Raw genomic sequence first — 17861 nt, forward strand, 5'->3', positions numbered from 1 at the left:
GCCAGGGAGTACGTCCTGGACAGGGTGGGGTGGATCTTGCCCTTGGCGATCAGGCGGTTGGCCTCCCAGGCCTCGCGGTAGTTGGCGAAGTGGGAGCCGATGATGCGCTTGAGGCTCATCCACAGGTAGCGGTTGTCGTAGCTGTGCATGTAGCCGGAAGTTGAGGCGCAGGTGGTGATGGTGCCGCCCTTGCGGGTGACGTAGACGGAGGCGCCGAAGGTCTCGCGGCCCGGGTGCTCGAAGACGATGTCCACGTCCTCGCCGCCGGTGAGTTCGCGGATGCGCTTGCCGAAGCGCTTCCATTCGCGGGGGTCCTGGGTGTGCTCGTCCTTCCAGAAGCGGTAGTCCTCGGCGTTGCGGTCGATGATCGACTCGGCGCCCATGGCGCGGCAGATGTCGGCCTTCTGAGGGGAGGAGACCACGCAGATGGGGTGGGCGCCGCCGGCCAGGGCCATCTGGGTGGCGTAGGAGCCCAGGCCGCCGCTCGCGCCCCAGATGAGGACGTTGTCGCCCTGTTTCATGGCGGCGCCGTTGCGGGAGACCAGTTGCCGGTAGGCGGTGGAGTTGACCAGGCCGGGGGCGGCGGCTTCCTCCCAGGACAGGTGGGCGGGCTTGGGCATGAGCTGGTTGGATTTGACCAGGGCGATCTCGGCCAGGCCGCCGAAGTTGGTCTCGAAGCCCCAGATGCGCTGTTCGGGGTCGAGCATGGTGTCGTTGTGGCCGTCGGCGTTCTCCAGTTCCACCGACAGGCAGTGGGCGACGACCTCGGCGCCGGGCTGCCAGGCGTTGACGCCGGGGCCGGTGCGCAGCACCACGCCGGCCAGGTCGGAGCCGATGATGTGGTACGGCAGGTCGTGGCGCTTGGCCAGCTCCGAGGTGCGGCCGTAGCGCTCCAGGAAGCCGAAGGTGGGCACCGGTTCGAAGATCGAGGTCCACACCGAGTTGTAGTTCACCGAGGAGGCCATGACCGCCACCAGGGCCTCGCCGGGGCCCAGCTCCGGCAGGGGCACCTCGTCCAGGTGCAGGGACTTGCGCGGGTCCTTCTCCCGGGTGGGCATTCCGGCGAACATGTCGGCCTCGTCCTTGTGTACGGTGACCGCGCGGTAGGACTCGGGCAGCGCCAGGTTGGCGAAGTCGGCGGGCTTGCTGTCCGACGCGAGGACCGCGTCCAGGATCTCCCTCACGCCGTTCCCGCCCTCCCCGGTACCCGGCCGCGGGCGCCGTCGCGGGGTGTCAGGCGCACGTGCGCCGGTTCCGCGGCGCGCAGGGTCATGCCGAGCTGGAGGGCGATCTCGGTCTTCGGAGCGGTGAGGCGGAAGCGCTGGAGCAGGCCGGCCAGGCCGATGACGCCCTCCAGCATGGCGAAGTACTGGCCGATGCAGGCACGGGGGCCGCCGCCGAAGGGGAACCAGGCGTACCGGGGGCGCGCGGCCTCCGGCTCCGGGGCGAACCGGTCGGGGTCGAACCGGTCGGGGTGGTCCCAGTGGCCGGGGTGGCGCTGGGTGACCCACGGGCTCACGTAGACGTCGGAGCCGCCGGGGATGTGGAAGCCGCAGACCTCGCTGTCGGCCACGCTGCGGCGGCCCATGATCGCGACCGAGGGGTACATTCGCAGAGCCTCCTTGAAGACCCGCGTCAGATAGGGCAGTTCGTCCAGGTGCTCCGCGCCGGCCGCACCACCGGACAGCACCGTGTCGACCTCGGCGTGCGCCTTCTCCTGGGCCTCGGGGTGGCACGCGAGCAGGTGCAGGGCGAAGGCGAGCGCGGTCGCCGTCGTCTCGTGCCCGGCGAGGAGGAAGACCAGTACCTGGTCGCGGATCGCGTCGGGGGAGAGGGCCGACCCGTCCTCGTCGCGGGCCAGGATCAGCCGGGAGATCATGTCGTCGGCCTCGCCCGGAGCGGCGGAACGCTCGGCGATGATGCGGTCGCAGATGGCGTACAGCTCCCGCTGGGCCGCCTGCGTCCGGCGGTTGGCCGGAGTCGGCCAGTGGCGGGGCAGGCGCAACGGTGTCACACCGCGTCGCAGGACGCTCTCGCCGATGACCGGGAAATTTCTCCGGACGACGTCCGCGGCGGCATCGATATCGGCTCCGAAAAGAACGCGGGTGACCGTTCTGAGTGCGAACTCGGCCATTTCCTCGGCCGCGTCGACGACTTTTTCGGAAAGCGAGTTCCAGCGGTCGGCAGTGGCGACGGCCTCACCGTACACGGCACTGGCATATGCGTCCACCCGGCGGCGGGTGAAAAGCGGCTGGATCATGCGGCGCTGCCGGATGTAATCATCGTCCTGGCTGGTCAGCAGGCCGTTTCCGATGGACTCCCGGATCTCGGTGTAGACGTCGTTCTCCTTGCGGAAGTTCGACGCCTGGGAGCCGAGCACCTGCTGCACGCCCTCGGGGGAGAAGACCGCGTAGAGGCTGGCGCGCAGCCCCGGCGGGCCGGCGTCGAACCTGACCACGTCACCGTGGTCGCGCCGGGCCCTGAGGTAGGCGCCCAGGGTGTCGTGGCGGAGATCCCGCAGCGACCCGAGCACGGGGTGGGCGGCGACCAGCGGTACTTGTGCGCTCACGGAACTTCCTCCCAGGGGTGACCCGACGACGGCCGAGGCGTTCGTCCAAGGATTCTTGTCACCCGGGACGGGATTTCGCCAGAGGGGCCGGTGAATTTTCCCGCTTTCCGCACTTGATCCGAGGAGTCGGCAGGGGAGAGCCGTTCATGCGGGTACCGCGGTGCTGGTACTCCCAGTACCAGTCCCGGGGCTTTCTGGATGATCCGAAATTCCCGGGTCAGGGTTCGGGTGCGAGATTGGACTCCGAGGCGACCCGAGTAGAGGACATCTTGAATTCATTCGAGTGGGCACCGCTGACGGCATACCAACGTGATATCTGGGTGGCCAACGCCCTGCTTCCGAAGCTCCCCCAGTTCAATCTCTTCGTCTCCCAGCGGCTGACGGGCCCGGTCGACACCGACCGGCTCGCGGCCTGCCTGCTGGAGGCGGTCCGCCGCAACGACGCCCTCCGCCTGCGGTTCACGGAGGAGGACGGGACCCCCCTCCAGCGCGTGGACTCCTCCGGCGAGCCGCGGGTGCGGATGCTGGACTTCACCGGCGAGCCCGACCCCCGGGCGGCCTGCGAGGCGTGGATGGCCGAGTCCTTCGGACGCCCCCTGCCCCTCACCGGGGGCCCGGCGTACGAGCTGGCGGTGCTCAAGGAGAGCGGCACCGCGGCCCACGCCTATGTGAAGGCCCACCACATCCTCACCGACGCCTGGGGTCTGAACCTCCTCCTGGAGCAGGTCCGCGCCCACTACGCGGGGGAGGCCGACGACGCGCCGGCCCCGTCCTGCCTCGCCGCCCTGGAGGACGAGGAGCGCTACCGCGACTCCCCGCAGTACGGCAGGGACCGCGACCACTTCCGCACCGCCCTGGCGGGTGCCGTCCCGCCGCTGTTCACCAGGCGGGCGCCCAGCGGATCACGCGGCAGCGGACGCCACTCCTTCGGGCTGCCGCGCGAGGCCGCCGAGCGGATCCGCGAGCGCGGCGAGTCGCCGTTCGCCTTCGTCACGGCCGCCTTCGCCGCCTACCTCTCCCGCGTCCACCTCGCCGACGACGTGGTCATCGGCGTCCCGCTGTTCAACCGGCGGGGCAGGACGCAGCGGCGCACGGTCGGCCACTTCGCCAACACCCTCCCGCTGCGGGTGCCCGTGGGGGAGGCCGCGACCTTCGCGGAGCTCGTCGCCGCCGTCCAGGCCGGCTCCCGCGAACTCCAGCGCCACGAGCGGCTGCCGCTGGGGGACGTCCTGCGGGACCTCCCGCCCGGCAGCCCCCGCGAGCTGTTCGACGTCACGGTCTCCTACGTCCAGTGGCCGAGCCCCCGGGAGATCCCGGGCCTGCGGCAGGAGTTCGCCGGCGGGACCCGCGCACACGACGGGGACGCCCTCGCGGTCGTGGTCGCCGAGACGGCCGGCACCGGCGACATCACCGTCGAACTCGACTACGCCCGTGACGTCTTCGACGAGGACTTCCCCGCCGCGGCCCTGGGCCGCCACATCCGCAACCTGGTCCTGGACGCCCTGCGCGACCCCGACCGCCCCGTCGGCGCGATCGGGATGCTCGACCCGGACGAGCGCGAGGAGATCGTCCACGGCCTCAACCGGACCGCGGTGGAGTACCCGGCGGACCGGACCCTGCACGGCCTCTTCGAGGAGCAGGCCGCGCGGACCCCCGACCGCACCGCGGTCGTCGGCCCGGGAAGCGGCGACGCCCTCACCTACGCCGAACTGGACGCGCGGGCGGGCCGCCTGGCACGCGCCCTGCGCGCGGACGGCGTGGAGCCCGGCGACCGGGTGGCCGTCGCGCTGGAGCGCTCCACGTCCACGCTGGTGGCCGTCCTCGCCGTGCTGAAGGCCGGCGCCGCGTACGTGCCGGTGGACCCCGCACACCCCGCCGAGCGCATCCGCCTCCTGCTGGAGGACAGCGGCGCCCGGGTGGTCCTGACCGGCCCCGGCACCCCCGCGCCGCCCCGGGGCCCGGCCGTCGTCCGCCGCGCGGACGAACCCCTCACCGGGCCCTTCGGGCCGCTGCCGGACTCCGGCGGACCGCACGACCTGGCGTACGTGCTCTACACCTCGGGCTCCACCGGCCGGCCCAAGGGCGTCATGGTCGAGCACCGCTCGGTCGTCAACCGGCTCACCTGGATGCAGCGCCGCTACGCGGTCGGCGACGGCGACGTGCTGCTGCAGAAGACCCCGATCTCCTTCGACGTGTCGGTGTGGGAGCTGTTCTGGTGGGGACTCGCCGGCGCGCGGCTCGCCCTGCTCGCGCCCGGCGCCGAGAAGGACCCGCGCGAGACGCTGCGCACCATCGGCGAGCGGGGCGTCACCGTCGTCCACTTCGTCCCGTCGATGTTCGGGCCCTTCCTCGACCTGCTGGAGGACCGGCCCGAGCTGCGCGGCGAGGCGGGCTCGCTGCGCCGCGTCTTCTGCAGCGGCGAGGCGCTGCCCCCGGAGCAGGTCGACCGCTTCAACCGGCTCCTCGGCCCGGCCGGCACCCGGCTGGTCAACCTGTACGGCCCGACCGAGGCGACCGTCGACGTCTCCTTCCACGACTGCCCCGGCGACCCCTCCCGGCCCGTCGGCCGGGTGCCCATCGGCCGGCCCATCGACAACATCCGCCTCCACGTCCTGGACCGGCACGGCAATCCCCAGCCCGTCGGCGCCCCCGGCGAGCTGTGCATCGCCGGCGACGGCGTCGCGCGCGGCTACCTCGGCCGCCCGGAGCTGACCGCGCGGAAGTTCACCGACGACCCGTTCACCCCCGGCGGGCGCCTGTACCGCACCGGTGACCTGGCACGCAGGCTCGCGGACGGCGAACTGGAGTACCTGGGCCGCATGGACGGCCAGGTGAAGGTCCGCGGCAACCGGGTGGAGCTCGGCGAGGTCGAGCACCGGCTCTCCCGGGTGCCCGGCGTCCGCGGCGCGGTGGTGGTCGACACGGTCGGCCAGGACCGCTCGGTGCGGCTGGTCGGCTGCTACGTCGCCGACCGCGACCTGGACGCGGCCGGCCTCCGCGCCGCGCTCGCCGAGTCGCTGCCCGACTACATGATCCCGGCGCGGTACGTCCGCGTCGACCGGATCCCGCTGACCCCCAACGGGAAGGCCGACCGCGGCGGCCTGCGGCGGCTGCTCCCCGCGGAGGCGGACCGAGGGGCGGGTTCCGGGCAGGCTCCGCGCAACGCCACGGAGGCGGCGCTCGCGGAGATCTGGTCGAAGGTGCTCGGAGCGGGCCGGGTCGGGCCCCACGACGACTACTTCGCGCTCGGCGGCGACTCGATCCTGATGCTGCGGGTCCGCGCGGAGGCGGAGAAGCGCGGCCTGCGGGTCACCCTCCCGGACCTGGCCCGGTACACCACCGTCGCCGAACTGGCCGCCCGCGTCACCCCCGTGACCGCGGACGACGGCGAGGCCGCCCCCGAGCCGTTCGCCCTGGTGCCCGGGGTGGACCGGGCCCGGCTGCTCGGCACCGGGGCCGAGGACGCCTACCCGGCCACGCGACTCCACCTGGGCATGCTCTACCACAGCAGTGAGGAGAAGACCTCCACCGTCTACCGCGACGTCTTCCACTACCGCCTCGCCTGCGCCTGGGACGAACCGGCCTTCCGCGCCGCCGCGGACCGGCTCGTCGCCCGCCACCCCGCCCTGCGCTCCTCCTTCGCCCTGGCCGGCCACTCCGAGCCGCTGCAGATCGTCCATCCCCGCGTGACGGGCGTGCTGTCGGTCGCCGACCTGCGCGGCACCGACGGGACGGCCGCCGAGAGGGCACTGCGCGAGCACATCGAGGAGCGGCGCCGTCACCCGTACGACCACGAGCGTCCCGGTCTGTACCACCTGCACGCGCACGTCCGCGACGAAGGCCGCCTCGATCTCGTCCTCAGCTTCCACCACGCGATCCTCGACGGCTGGAGCGTCGCCGGCCTGATGTCCGAGCTGCTGCGGGACTACCTGCACGGCCTCGGCGCGGACGTGGCGCCGGTGCCCGGTGCCGCCCTGCCCTCCCCGGCCCTCCACGTGCGCGACGAGCGGCGGCTGCTGGAGTCCCGCGAGACCCGGGAATACTGGCGCGACCTGCTCGACGGCGCCGAGCCCGTACAGCTCGACCCGTTCGTGCCGTACGAGCCCTCGCCGGGCGAGGAGAGCGTGGTGCGCCACGTGGAACTCCCCGCCGACCTCGACGAGGCGCTCAGGGGCTTCGCGCGCGGCCACGCCCTGCCGCTGCGGCTGGTCCTGTTCACCGCGCACTGCCTGACCCTGCGGCTCCTGGCGGGCGCCGACGACGTCACCACGGGCCTGGTGACGCACGGCCGTCCGGAGACGGAGGGGGCCGACCGGATCGCGGGCCTGTTCCTCAACACGATGCCGTTCCGCCTGCGCCCGGGGCAGGAGAGCTGGCTGGAGACCGTCCGCGACGTCGTCCGCCAGGAGCGCGACTCCCACCCCCACCGCGCCTACCCCCTCAGCGCCGTGCAGGACGACCGCGGCGGCGCCCCGCTTCTGGACTCGGCCTTCACCTTCGTGCGGCTGCACACCCTGGAGGAGCTGTTCGCCCGGGCGGACCTGGAGCTGCTGGACCTGACGACCTACGAGGAGACCAACTTCGCGCTGCTGGTGAACGCGATCGTCGACCCCCGCGACGGGCGCACCCGGCTGCGCCTGAACTGCGCGGGCCGGGCGTTCACCGCCGCACAGGCGGACCTGCTGGCCGACACCTACACCGCGATCCTCCGCCGCATCGTCGAACACCCCGAGGAGGCACCGGACTTCCATTTCCTGGTGGAGTCGGACGAACTGCCCGCGAACCCGGCCGCGGAACCCGCCGACGTCATGAGCCTGTTCGCCGCCACGGCCGCCCGGCGGCCGGACGCCGAGGCCGTCGTGCACGGCGGCACCCGGTGGACGTACGCGGAGCTGGAGCGGGCGGCGCGGCAGGTCACCCGGCGCCTGCACGAGCTGGGCGTGGAGCCCGGGGCCGGCGTCGGGATCGCGCTGGACCGCTCCCCCGAGATGATCGCGACCGTGATCGGCGTCCTGCGGGCCGGGGCGGCGTGCGTACCGCTGGACGTCAGCTACCCGCCGGAGCGCATCGCCCGCATGGTGGAGCGGGCCCGGCCGTTCCGGGTCGTCGCCCACGAGCGGCACGCCGGACTCGTCCCCGACCCCGGGCTCGTCCTGCCGGTCGAGTCGATCCCCATGCCCGGCCCGGACGGCGGGACTCCGGAGACCGGGACTCCGGAGACCGGGACTCCGGAGGCCGGGACTCCGGAGGCCGGGGAGCGGGGCGCCGGGGCGCTCCCCCTGGACAGCCTGGCACTGATCCTGTTCACCTCCGGCTCCTCCGGCGAACCCAAGGGCGTCGAGCTCCCGCACCGGCTGTGGGCCAACTACACGCAGTGGCAGCTGCGCGCGGAGACCGCCGCGCCCGGCGCCCGCACCCTTCAGTTCGCCCCGCTCAGCTTCGACGTCTCCTTCCAGGAGATCTTCTCCACCCTGGCCGCGGGCGGCACCCTCCATCTGGTGTCCGAGCCGGACCGCCGCGACCCCTCCGCGCTGCTGCGGCTGATGGACGAGCAGGAGATCGAGCGCTGGTTCATGCCGTTCGTCGCCCTCCAGCAGATCGCCGAGGCGTCACAGCTGCTGGGCGTCCGGCCGCGCGCCCTGCGCGTCCTGATCTCCTCCGGTGAGCAGCTGCGCGTCACCGAGGAGGTACGCCGCTTCTGCGCGGCCCGCCCCGGCACCCTGCTGGAGAACCAGTACGGGCCGACCGAGACCAACATCGCCAGCGCCCACCTGCTCTCGGGCGACCCCGCCGGCTGGCCCGCCCTGCCCCCGATCGGCACCGCCGTCGACGGCGCCGAGATCCATGTGCTCGACTCCCGGCTGCGGCCGGTGCCCGCCGGCGTCCAGGGCGAGATCTACCTCGGCGGCGCCTGCCTGGCGCTCGGCTACCGCGGCCGCCCCGACCTGACCGAGGAGCGCTTCGTCCCGCACCCCGGCGGGAAGCCGGGCGTGCGGCTCTACCGCACCGGCGACCTCGGCCGGGTCCTGCCCGGCGGGGACACCGTCTGGCTGGGCCGCGCCGACAACCAGGTCAAGGTGCGCGGATTCCGCGTCGAGCCGGCCGAGATCGAGATCGCCCTCACCGCGATGTCCGACGACTTCCCCGGCATCCGCGGCGCCGCCGTGGTGGCCCGCGGGCGCGGCGACGGCCTCGACTCCTTCCTCGTGGCCTTCCTCCTCGGCGAGGAGGGCTCCGCCGACCTGGAGGAGGTCCGCAAGCGGCTCCGCGCCGTGCTCCCCGAGTACATGGTCCCCGCGCACCTGGCCTGGCTGCCGCGCCTGCCGCTGACCCCCAGCGGCAAGCGCGACGACGCGGCGCTGCGGCGGATACCGCTGGAGACCCGGCGGGAAGCCGGCTCGGCCCCGCCGCGCGACGCCCACGAGCGGGCGCTGACCGACATCTTCGGCGAGATGCTGGGGCGCCCCGGGTTCGGGATCCACGACGACTTCTTCGAGAGCGGCGGCACGTCGCTGACGGCGATGCGGCTGATCGTCACCATCGAGAAGCGGTTCGGCGTGCGCGTCCCGCTGACGGCCTTCGTCGCCGCCCCCACCGTCGCCCGGCTCGCCGAACTGCTGCGCACCGGGGACGCGGCCGCCGCCTTCGACCCCGTGGTGCCCATCAGGAGCGAGGGGAGCCGGCCGCCCCTGTTCCTCGTCCACCCCCTGGGCGGCAACGTCCTGTGCTACGTGCGCCTGGCCCGGCACCTGCCCGACGACCAGCCGCTGTACGCGCTCCAGGCGGCCGGCGCGGAACCGGGCACCGAGCCGGTCGCCACCATGGAGGGGCTCGCCGGGAGCTACCTGGAGGCCATCCGCGGAGTGCAGCCCGAAGGCCCCTACCACCTGGGCGGCTGGTCCTTCGGGGGCTTCGTCGCCTTCGAGATGGCCCGGCAGCTGAAGCGCTCCGGACGGGACGAGGTGGCCTCCCTGATCCTCCTGGACTCCATCGCCCCCTCGCCCGGGGAACGCCCGGACGTGGCCGAGCGCGCCATGATGGAGTGGTTCTTCTGGGAGCTGATCTGGGTCGACCGCGGAGGCAGCGCCCCCGTCGAACGCATCCCCGACGAGCTCGGGACCGACGACGAGCGGCTCGACTTCATCGCCGAGCGCGCGGCCCGGGCCGGGATCGTGTCCGCCCGCGGCGCCGGCTCGGCCGTCCGCCGGCTCTTCGAGGTCTACAAGGCCAACTGGGCCTCGCTGCGCGACTACCAGCCCGACCCCGACCCCGTCGACGTCACCCTGGTCAAGGCGACCGCGCCGCTGCCCGACGTCCTCAGGCCCATGCACGGAGCGGCCCGCACCCTGCACGACGCCCCGGCCAACGGCTGGGCGACCCTCACCAGCGGCCGGGTGGACGTCGTCGACGTCTCCGGCGACCACCTCCTCCTCCTGGACGAGCCGCACGTGCGGTCCGTCGGCCGGGCCGTCGCCGGGGCGATGGCCGCGGGGACGGAGGAGCCGGACGGCCAAGCGGGCCGGGAACCGGTACTCACCGACGAAGGGGCGGCACAGTGACGACAGGCCGGAACAGGAAGGCGATCGTCGTCGGGGCAGGCATCGGCGGGCTGGCCGCGGCGGCCTGCCTGCGGCGGGTCGGCATGGACGTCGAGGTCTACGAGCGGGCGCGGGAACTGCGGCCCGCCGGCGGGGCGCTGTCCTTCATGACCAACGCGGTGGTGGCGCTGCGCACCCTGGGCATCGACCTCCGGCTGGAGGAGAACGCCGAGATCCTGGAGGAGCTCCACTTCCTCACCGCCCGCGGCAGGGTCATCCGCACGCTGCGGTTCAAGGAGATCTGCGACCGGCTGGGCGCCCCCAGCTTCGGTGTCACCCGCACCCTGCTCCAGCGGCTGCTGCTGGAGCAGGCCGGCGACTGCCCGGTCGTACTCGGCGCGGCGGCCACCGGCTTCACCCCCGACGGCGACGGCGTGCGCGTCCACTTCGAGGACGGCCGCGAGGCCCGCGGCGACGTGCTCATCGGCGCCGACGGCTTCGGCTCGGCGGTCCGGCGGCAGATCGCCGGCCCCGAGACACCGCGCGAGACCGGCTACCTCTGCTGGGTCGCCACCCCCGAGTTCACCCATCCGCGCGTCACCAAGCAGTACGGCGCCCACTACTGGGGCCGCGGGCGGCGCTTCGGACTCGCCAACATCGGCGGCGGCCGGGTCTACTGGTGGGGCACGAAGAACATGCCCGCGGAGCGCGCCCGCGACTGGGACGGCGACAAGGACGAGATCGTCCGCGCCTACGCCGGCTGGGCCGACGAGGTGCGGGCCGCCGTCGCCGCGACCCCGTTCGAGCAGATCACCGCGTTCCCCGCGCGCGACCGCCCGTTCCTGGAGAGCTGGGGGCGGGGACCGGTCACGCTGCTGGGCGACGCGGCCCACCCCATGATGACCAGCCTCGGCCAGGGCGCGTGCATGGCCGTGGAGGACGCCGTCGTCCTCGCCCACCACCTCGCCCGGGAGCCCGGCAGCCCGCAGCGGGCCCTGCGGGCCTACGAGGCGGAACGCCGTCCCCGTACGCGCCGGATCGTCGAGGGGGCGCACGCGCTCAGCGGGCTGGAACAGACCGAGAGCCCACTGCGGCTGATGGGCCGGAATCTCTTCTTCCGCCTGGCGCCCTCCTCGGTGCTCGACAAGCAGAACGCGGAGTACCTGGACTTCCCCGGCACCCGCGCCACAGACGACCACACGATGGAGGTGCAGCCGTGAAGCGGCCCGCCGCGCACACCGAGGCAGAACGCCCGCTGAGCCCACTGGAGCGCTGGTACTGGATCGTCGACCAGATCTCCCCGCTCAACGTCATCTCGCACGCCCGAATCCACGGCGGACTGTCGGAGGAGCTCCTGGCCCAGGCGCTGGACGCCCTGCAACAGCGCCACCCGATGCTCCGCACCGCCATCCGGGCCGACGCCGCGGGCCGCAGACCCCGCTTCACGGCGGCCCCCGGGAACCCGATCCCGCTGCGCTCGGTGACCGCCGGGGCGCCCGGGGAGGCGACCGCCGACGACCGCTGGGAGCGGGAGGTCAACGGACACGAACTGGTCACCCCGGTCGACTGGAGCAGGGGCCCGCTGGCACGCGCCGTCGTGATCAGCGCCTCCGGCGCCGAGCCCGGCGAGCAGGACGTCCACGACCTCCTGCTCACCCTGCCGCACTGCATCGCGGACGGCACCACCGTCCTCACCCTGATGCGGCAGTGGATCGAACTCGCCGCCGAGATCGAGGCGGGCGACCTCGACCCCGACGGACTCACGGTCTGGCCCGAACGCGTCCTGCCCGCACCCGAGGGAATGCTCCCCCCCGACCACCGCGGCCTGTCCGGCCTGCGCCGGATCGCCGCCCAGCAGCTGACCGACCAGGGCGCCGCGCGCCGGCTGAAGCCCCGCCGGATGGAGGCCACCCGGCGGGTGCCGTTCCGGGAGCGCACCACCCGGCTCCTGCACCGCTCGCTCTCCGCCGACCAGCTGGCCGACCTCGCGGAGGCGTGCCGCAGGGAGCAGACCACGGTGCACGGCGCACTGGCGGCGGCCATGGTCCGCGCCGTGGCCGAGGACGCCGGCGCCGGGCCGGGCCCCGTGATGATCGGCTCCCCCATCACCTTCCGCGACGCGCTCGTCCCACAGGTGACCGACCGGGAGATCGGCACCTACGTGGCGACCGTGCCCACCGTCGTCGACTACCGGCCGGACGCCTCCCTGTGGCCGATGGCGCGGACCGTCAGCCGGGACCTGGTACGGCGCCGCCAGCGCGGCGAGCACCTGACCGCCGTGGCGACTTTGGGCCTGGTGTCGCCGAAGTCGGTGGACAGAAGCGCCAGATTCCTCCGCTTCATGGAGGAGAAGGGCCCCATCACCCTCTGCATCTCCAACATCGGCCGCTACGACTTCCCCGGCGGCGTCGGACCGTGGCGGGTCTCGTCCGCCCAGTTCATCGCCGGACTGTCCGTCAACGCCCTGTACTGCGCGACGGTCAACACCAGCCACGGGCGGATGGCCTGGAACTTCACCCACGTCGAGGGAGCCGTGCCGGCGGACCGGGCGGAGCGGATAGCCGCCGGATCCGTCGACGCGGTCCTGGCGGCGAGCAAGTCCTGAGAGAACTCGGAGGAACACGTGTCGAACAGGTCGGGTCTGCTGCCCCCCGACGGGCGGGCCGTCGTCATCACCGGAGCCTCCTCGGGACTGGGGGAGTCCTGCGCGCTGAACCTGGCCCGCGTGGGCTTCCACGTCTTCGCCGGGGTCCGGCGCGCCGAGGACGGCGAGCGGCTGCGCCGCGCGGCGACCGGCCGGCTGACCCCGGTGACGCTCGACGTGACGGACGAGGGCTCGGTCGGCGAGGCCGTGCGCGAGATCGGCGAGCACACCGGCGAGGACGGCCTGTGGGGCCTGGTCAACAACGCGGGCATCGCCGTCACCGCCCCCCTGGAGTGCGTCGGCACCGAGCTGCTGCGCCGCCAGCTCGACACCAACGTCGTCGGCCAGCTCGCCGTCGTCCGGGGCTTCCTGCCGCTGCTGCGCGCCGGCGGCGGGCGCATCGTGAACGTGACCTCGGGCCTGGGGAACGTCGCCATCCCCTACCTCGGGGCCTACGCCGCCGCCCAGTTCGCCAAGGAGGCCCTCAGCGACGCCCTGCGCCGCGAGCTCGCCCCCCAGGGGATCACGGTCTGCGTCGTCCAGCCCGGCGCGATCATGACCCCGATCTGGGACAAGATGTCCACCGAGGCCGGCCGGACGATCGAGGGCGCCGCCGCGCCGCTCCAGGAGCTGTACCGGGACACCTTCCTCCGCTTCGTCGAGACGAACGAGCGGCAGGCCCGCGGCAGCCGCAAGACCCCCGACGACGTCGCCCGGACCGTCTTCCGCGCCCTCGTCGCCAGGCGCCCCAGGACCCGTTACGGCGTCGGCGCCGACGCGACCGGCGGGCGCCTGCTGGCCCGGCTGCTGCCCGACCGGGCCGTCGACCGCGTCTTCGGCTCCGTCGTGCGGCCCTCCCGCTGACCCCCACCCCCCCCGTAACCCCCGTCCGAAAGCCCCGTCCGAGACCTCCGTCCGAGACCTCCGTCCGAAGCCCCGTCCGAAACCGCGCGGAGTCCCGCGCGGAGCCCGCAGAAGGAGAGACGACATGTCCGCAGTCCAGCCGCAGGAACTGAAGCGACTGTTCGCCCACAGCCTGGAGCTGCTGTCCCAGGGGAAGGTCGAGGAGTGGGTCGGCCTGTTCGCCGACGACGGCGTCCTGGAATTCCCCTACCCGGCGCCCGGATTCCCCACCACGATGCGCGGCAGGGACGAGCTCCTCGCCCAGATGCGGATGTTCGCCGAACAGCTCCGGGCCGACTTCTCCGAGCCGGAGTTCTACGCGGTGACCGACGACGGCCTGCTCGTCGCCGCCTACACCGCCGACTGCACCCTGGTCGCCACCGGCGGCCGGTACCGCCAGACGTACCTGTCCGTGGTGCGCTTCGACAACGGCAGGATCACGCTCTTCCGCGACTTCTGGAACCCCTGGTTGGTGATGGAGGCGGCCGGCGGCGAGGTCGCCTGGAAGCAGGCCATCCAGGCACTCGCCGGCCGCTGACCTCCGCGGCGGGAGCCACTCCCGACCGCCGGCCCCCGACACGCCCGGCACCCCGCGACGGTGCCGGGCCCACGGCTTCCCACGCACACACACACCACGAGGGACGGGCACCGTATGACCGAGCAGAGCCGCAGCGACCGCAGCACGCCGGGTGCGCAGACGGACGAGCCGATCGCCGTGATCGGCCTGTCGTGCAGACTGCCCGGAGCGAGCAGCCCCGAGGAGTTCTGGCGGCTGCTGCGCGGCGGCACCGACGCGGTCGGAGAGGTGCCGCCCGGACGCTGGGGTGCCGGGGAGCCGCACACCGGGGACGCCTCCGCCCCCTCGCCCGGCGCGGCCGACATCCGCCGGGGCGGCTTCGTCGACGGCGTCGACGAGTTCGACGCGGCCTTCTTCGGCATCTCGCCCGGCGAGGCCCTCGCCATGGACCCGCAGCAGCGCCTGGTGCTCGAACTGGCCTGGGAGGCCCTGGAGGACGCCCGGATCCTCCCCGGCGGCCTCGACGGCAGCGGCACCGGCATCTTCGTCGGCGCCATCTGGGACGACTACGCGCGCCTGCTGCACGAGTACGGACCCGGCGCCGTCGACCACTACACCCTCACCGGCCTCCAGCGCGGCATCATCGCCAACCGGGTGTCGTACGCGCTCGGACTGCGCGGCCCCAGCATGACCCTCGACAGCGCCCAGTCCTCCTCCCTGGTCGCCGTGCACACCGCCTGCGCCGCCCTGCGCGCCGGGGAGTGCGACGTGGCCCTCGCCGGCGGGGTCAACCTCGACCTCATCCCCGAGAGCGCCCTCGCCCTCGCCCGGGTCGGCGCGCTCTCGCCCGGCGGCCGCGTCCGCGTCCTGGACGCGGAGGCCGACGGGACCGTGCGCGGCGAGGGCGGCGCGCTGGCCGTCCTCAAGCCGCTCTCCGCCGCCCTCGCCGCGGGCGACCCCGTGTACTGCGTGATCCGGGGCAGCGCCGTGAACAACGACGGCGCCACGGACGGTCTGACCACCCCCGGCGCCGAGACGCAGAGCGCCGTGCTCCGCGCGGCCTGCCGCCGCGCCGGAGTCGACCCCACCGACCTCCAGTACGTCGAACTGCACGGCACCGGCACCCCCGTGGGCGACCCGGTCGAGGCCCTGGCCCTGGGGACCGTCGCCGGCCGGGGCCGCCCGGCGGACTCGCCGCTGCTGGTGGGCTCGGTCAAGACGAACATCGGCCACCTGGAGGGCGCCGCGGGCGTCGTGGGCCTGCTCAAGGTCGCCCTCGGCATCCGGCACCGGGAACTCCCGCCCACCCTCCACCACCACACCCCCAGCCCCGCCGTCCCCCTGGACGAACTGCGGCTGCGCGTCCAGCGGGAACTCGGCCCCTGGCCGCGGCAGGACGTCCCGCTGCTCGCCGGCGTCACCTCGCTGGGCGTGGGCGGCACCAACTGCCACATGGTGCTCGCCGAGGCACCGCACCAGGACCGGGAGACGGCGCACGTGCCGGCCCGGGAGGCGGCCCGGGAGGCGGAACGGGAGACGGACCGGGAGACGGACCGGGACGCGGACACCCCCGCCGCCCCTCTGCCCTGGGTGCTCTCCGGCCGCACGGAGGCCGCCCTGCGGGCCCAGGCGGCCCGCCTGGCCGACCACCTCGACTCCCGGCCCGGAACCGGCCCCGCGGAGGTGGGACTCGCCCTCGCCACCACCCGCACGGCCTTCGAGCACCGTGCCGCCGTGGTCGGCACCGGCCGCGGCGAACTCCTGGCCGGACTGCGGGCCCTGGCCGACGGCACACCCTCGGCCCACACCGTCTCCGGCACCCCGGCCGAAGGCCGCCTCGCCGTCCTCTTCGGCGGGGGCGGCAGCCAGCGCGCGGGCATGGGACGCGAGCTGTACGCGGCCCACCCGGTGTACGCGGCGGCCTTCGACGCCGTCTGCGACCAGCTCGACCGGCACCTCGACCGGCCCGTGCGGGAACTGATCCTCGCCGAGCCCGGCTCCCCCGAGGCCGCCCTGCTCGACCGCACCGACTACGCGCTGCCCGCCCTCCTCGCCGTCGAGACCGCCCTGTACCGGCTCTACGAGAGCTGGGGCGTGACCCCCGACCACCTCACCGGCCACTCCATGGGCGAACTCACCGCCGCCCACGTCGCGGGGGTGCTGTCCCTGCCCGACGTGTGCCTGCTGGCCGTCGAGCGGGCCCGGCTCATCCAGTCCGCCGCCGGGGGCGCCATGGCCGCCGTCCAGGCGAGCGAGGAGGAGATCCTCGCCGACCTCGGCCGGTACGCGGACCGCGTCTCGGTCGCGGCGGTCAACTCGCCCGACGGCACGGTCGTCTCCGGCGACGAGGACGCCGTGCTCGACCTGTGCGCCCGGTGGAAGGCCCGGGACCGCAAGACCAAGCGCCTGGCCGTCACCGTCGCCGGCCACTCCCCGCACATGGACGGCATCCTCGACGCCTTCCGCGAGGTCGCCCGGAGCCTGTCGTACGCACCGGCCCGCATCCCGGTGGTGTCGAACGTGACCGGGCGGATCGCCACCGACGAGGAACTCACCTCCCCCGAGTACTGGGTGCGGCACATCAGGGCCACCGTCCGCTTCGCCGACGGCATCCGGACCCTGAGCGAAGAGGGCGTCACCACGTTCCTGGAGCTGTCCCCGACCCCTGTCCTCACCCAGGCCGTCACCACCACCCTCGAAGGCGCCCGGCCCCGTCCGGCCACGGTCTCCGCCCTCCAGCAGGACCGCCCCGAGGCCCGGACCGCCGTGGCCGCCCTCGCACGACTGCACACGGTGGGCGCCGTCTGGGACCCGTCCGCCGTCTTCCCGTCCGGCACCCGCCCGTGCGACCTGCCCACCTACGCCTTCCAGCGGAAGCGCTACTGGCCCGCCCCGGCCGGCCGGCGCCGCGACGGCGCACCGGCCGGAAGCGGCGGACTCAGGGGCGTCGCGTCCGGGACCGCGGCGCCGGACGGCGACAGCGCCTCCGGGGCGCTGCGGCGGCGACTGGCCGGCCTGCCCGGCGCCGAACGGGAACGCGTCCTGCTGGACCTGGTGGACGCGGCCGTCGCGGTCGTCCTCCAGCGGCCCGGCACGGAACCGGCGGACCCCGGCACGCCCTTCAGGGACCTGGGCTTCACCTCGCTGCGCTCGGTCGAACTGCGCAACCACCTGGAGACCGCCACCGGTCTGCGCCTGCCCGCCTCCCTGCTGTTCGACCACCCCACCCCCGAGGCCCTGGCCGGCCGGCTCCTTGACGAGCTGTTGGGCGGATCGGAGGGGGCCGCGGAGGAGCGGTCCTCGGCGCCGGTGGCGGTGGCGGCGGTGGACGAGCCGATCGCGATCGTGGGGATCGGGTGCCGGTTCCCGGGTGGGGTGCGGGGTCCGGAGGACTTGTGGCGTCTGGTGGCCGAGGGGCGGGATGCGGTTTCGGGGTTTCCGGAGAACCGGGGGTGGGATCTGGAGGCGTTGTACGACCCGGATCCGGAGAGTGTGGGGACGTCGTACACGCGGTGGGGCGGGTTTCTGCATGATGCGGACCGGTTCGATGCGGAGTTCTTCGGGATCTCGCCGCGGGAGGCGTTGGCGACCGATCCGCAGCAGCGGTTGCTGCTGGAGACGGCGTGGGAGGCGCTGGAGCGGGCGGGGATCGATCCGGGGTCGCTGCGCGGTTCCCGCACCGGCGTCTTC

Annotated in this window: 8 protein-coding genes; 6 read left to right on the plus strand and 2 right to left on the minus strand. The window is 74.0% G+C overall.

Annotated elements, in window-relative coordinates:
* On the minus strand, positions 1–1184 hold a 1184-nt coding region (ccrA, locus tag CUT83_RS19140; RefSeq protein ID WP_101257094.1), incomplete at its 3' end, for a crotonyl-CoA carboxylase/reductase.
* Positions 1181–2569 carry a cytochrome P450 gene (locus tag CUT83_RS19145; protein WP_101257095.1) on the minus strand — a complete coding sequence of 463 codons (1389 nt, stop codon included), beginning with the start codon at positions 2567–2569 and terminating at the stop codon, positions 1181–1183. The genes ccrA and CUT83_RS19145, both read right to left, overlap by 4 nt.
* 320 nt (positions 2570–2889) lie before the next feature.
* Between CUT83_RS19145 and CUT83_RS19150 the strand changes: the two genes are divergently transcribed.
* The 6 genes from CUT83_RS19150 to CUT83_RS19175 all read left to right on the plus strand — a co-directional run.
* Positions 2890–10128, plus strand: coding sequence for a non-ribosomal peptide synthetase (locus CUT83_RS19150; RefSeq protein ID WP_240958567.1), 7239 nt, complete (start codon positions 2890–2892; stop codon positions 10126–10128).
* Positions 10125–11327, plus strand: coding sequence for an FAD-dependent oxidoreductase (locus CUT83_RS19155; RefSeq protein WP_101257097.1), 1203 nt, complete (start codon positions 10125–10127; stop codon positions 11325–11327). The genes CUT83_RS19150 and CUT83_RS19155 overlap by 4 nt, the downstream gene beginning before the upstream one ends.
* Complete coding sequence (locus tag CUT83_RS19160) at positions 11324–12712, plus strand: phthiocerol/phthiodiolone dimycocerosyl transferase family protein (protein ID WP_101257098.1); 1389 nt, start codon at positions 11324–11326, stop codon at positions 12710–12712. The genes CUT83_RS19155 and CUT83_RS19160 overlap by 4 nt, the downstream gene beginning before the upstream one ends.
* Positions 12713–12730: 18 nt before the next feature.
* Positions 12731–13615 carry an SDR family oxidoreductase gene (locus CUT83_RS19165; RefSeq protein ID WP_101257099.1) on the plus strand — a complete coding sequence of 295 codons (885 nt, stop codon included), beginning with the start codon at positions 12731–12733 and terminating at the stop codon, positions 13613–13615.
* Positions 13616–13739: 124 nt separating this feature from the next.
* Positions 13740–14192, plus strand: coding sequence for a nuclear transport factor 2 family protein (locus CUT83_RS19170; RefSeq protein WP_101257100.1), 453 nt, complete (start codon positions 13740–13742; stop codon positions 14190–14192).
* A gap of 114 nt (positions 14193–14306) precedes the next feature.
* Positions 14307–17861, plus strand: a 3555-nt coding sequence (locus CUT83_RS19175) for a type I polyketide synthase (protein WP_143688594.1), incomplete at its 3' end; no start/stop codon positions are given.

The sequence above is a fragment of the Streptomyces barkulensis genome (assembly GCF_002843305.1).
GTDB lineage: Bacteria > Actinomycetota > Actinomycetes > Streptomycetales > Streptomycetaceae > Streptomyces > Streptomyces barkulensis.

Coding starts and splice junctions, on each gene's coding strand:
- CUT83_RS19170 (WP_101257100.1), top strand. CDS start 13,740: ATGTCCGCAGTCCAGCCGCAGGAACTGAAGCGACTGTTCGCCCACAGC.